The 1,452-nt window shown below is 40.2% G+C and carries 1 protein-coding gene; it reads right to left on the bottom strand.

What is annotated here, in order from left to right; translation table 11 throughout:
* Positions 1 to 281 precede the first annotated feature (281 nt).
* The gene (locus CLV93_RS20045) at positions 282 to 1,358 is read right to left on the bottom strand and encodes an IS110 family RNA-guided transposase (RefSeq protein ID WP_106544013.1); all 1,077 of its coding nucleotides are present in this window, start codon (positions 1,356 to 1,358) and stop codon (positions 282 to 284) included.
* Between the last annotated feature and the right edge of the window lie 94 nt (positions 1,359 to 1,452).

Genomic DNA, 1,452 nt, shown 5'->3' with positions numbered 1-1,452 from the left:
CCCCTTCTATGTTGTAAACCAATTTTTTCGCTATTATATTTTATCACAGAATCCTTCGGGTCATCCTAAACCCGAAGGATTTTCTTGCTTTTAGAATCCGGTCTATAAAAACATCCTTCTATCAACGGTCTTGCATTTACGTTTGACAAGCCGCATTTCTGTGTTCAATTTATTATAGATAAGAGCTGTAGCCTAAAGGCAACGGACACCTGGTTTACGGGCCGCAAAGGGCGGTTAACAGTCTCTTTATCATTGAGGAGTTTTTATTACCGGTTCGCATGTTATACCACTGCTTGTACATATTCTGTTTCATTATTAATAACATATCTTATCCTGTTAAGTAACTTTTTGGCAATCCGTATGATCGCTTCAGTTGGCTTCATCCTTTGGCAAAGCTGGTTAAAACAAAGAATCAGTGCCGGATCCGTACGGGAGGCGATCCAGGCTGATTCGACGATACAGCTTCGCAAAGGTTTATTGGAACGGGGTGTTATTCCCCCGGTCTTCTCTTTTTCCCCTGAAGAATTGGTCCGTGGTACCAATCCAACATAAGAACAAAGTTGATCAAGCTTTCTAAAACGTCTAAAATCTTCCAGTTCCGAAAGAAGTGTAACTGCCATTATCAGACCAACCCCAGGAATACTTTGGAGTAATTTGAGTTGGGCGGAGTATTCATTACCCGTATTCAATAATCTTAAAGACCGGGTCACCTTCAGTAACTTTTTCCGCAAAAAATCCGTTGTATCCAGTGTCTCCTGAAGTACCATATCTCCATATGGTGTAGTCATTTCGATTGTTTTCAGCCAAAGAGTAAACTTTCCGGACCAGTAGCGGGAAGCAAAGTTCAATTCAGAGGGTATGACTATCCCGTTACAATGTAAAAAGGATTTTATGCGGGTTTTATTCCTGCTTATTTCTTTGACCAGTGTTTTGCGGTAACGAACCAGGCCTCTTAATTCTTCTATTCCCTTACTGGGAACATAAATACCTTCAAGCTCCCCGCTCTTCAGCGATTTTGCTATTTTAAGACTGTCGCGTTTGTCATCCTTCTGCTTCTTTTCTTTATCCGTGGTCGGGATGTCAGAAGGGTTGACTACAATATTCCGGATACCCTGCTTTACCAACTCCCGATGCACACTGTACCCACAAAATCCAGCTTCGTAGGCTGAATAATATTGGCCTCCCGGAAAGTTCTTTCTCAGATAATTGGCCAGAATCCTTGAGTCCGGATCCTGTGAAAAAGTTTTATATATCACATTTTCAATCATTACTGTCACTTTCCAGCTTTTCAAATGGACATCAATGCCTGTATAAATATTTTGCCCTTGAAAATTAATTGTCTTACTTTCCCTTTGCATAAGCTTCCTGGTTTTTAGTTTCTTTTTCTGTTTAAAAAACTAATTTACAAAACTTAGGAAGCTTATGCTTTTACAAACATACAGCCTAAAGGGG

The sequence above is a fragment of the Prolixibacter denitrificans genome, from assembly GCF_003014495.1.
GTDB classification, from domain to species: domain Bacteria; phylum Bacteroidota; class Bacteroidia; order Bacteroidales; family Prolixibacteraceae; genus Prolixibacter; species Prolixibacter denitrificans.
This window is presented reverse-complemented; position numbering and strand designations above follow the sequence as displayed.